The sequence below is a fragment of the Xanthobacter autotrophicus genome, from assembly GCF_030015065.1.
GTDB classification, from domain to species: Bacteria; Pseudomonadota; Alphaproteobacteria; order Rhizobiales; family Xanthobacteraceae; genus Xanthobacter; species Xanthobacter autotrophicus_D.
The window spans coordinates 1-636 of record NZ_JAIVFN010000300.1; the positions used below are offsets into that span (position 1 = coordinate 1).

The 636-nt window shown below is 61.5% G+C and carries 1 protein-coding gene; it reads left to right on the plus strand.

Annotation, left to right across the window (positions count from 1 at the left end):
* Positions 1-97: 97 nt before the first annotated feature.
* On the plus strand, positions 98-636 hold a 539-nt coding region (locus K9U40_RS23210; protein WP_282892430.1), incomplete at its 3' end, for a proton-conducting transporter membrane subunit.

The following is a 636-nucleotide window of genomic DNA, read 5'->3' on the forward strand; positions in this document are numbered from 1 at the left end:
ATCTACCACTATGCGCTGGTGATGATCCTGGGCGTGTTCGGGCTCATGACGTACTTCGTGTGGCTCAACAAGTAGAGGAAGAAGAAAAATGGGTTTGTTGAGTCTTGCCATCTGGACGCCGATCGCCTTCGGTGCCCTGCTGCTGGCCTTCGGGCGCGACGATCAGGCGCGCATGGTCCGCTGGATCGCGCTGATCGGCTCGCTGATCGGCCTCGCCGCCACGCTGCCGCTGCTCGGCAGCTTCGACAACGGCACGGCCGCCGCGCAGTTCGTCGAGAAGATGCTCTGGATCGAGCGCTTCAACGTGCACTACCACCTGGGCCTGGACGGCATCTCGTTCTGGTTCGTGCCGCTCACGGCCTTCATCACGGTGATCGTGGTGATCGCGTCGTGGGAGTCGATCACCGAGCGCGTGAACCAGTACATGGGCGCGTTCCTGATCCTCTCGGGCCTCATGATCGGCGTGTTCAGCGCGGCCGACGGCCTGCTGTTCTACGTGTTCTTCGAAGCCACGCTGATCCCGATGTACCTGATCATCGGCATCTGGGGCGGCCCGAACAAGATCTACGCGGCATTCAAGTTCTTCCTCTACACGCTGCTCGGCTCGCTGCTGATGCTGATCGCCCTGGTGTACCT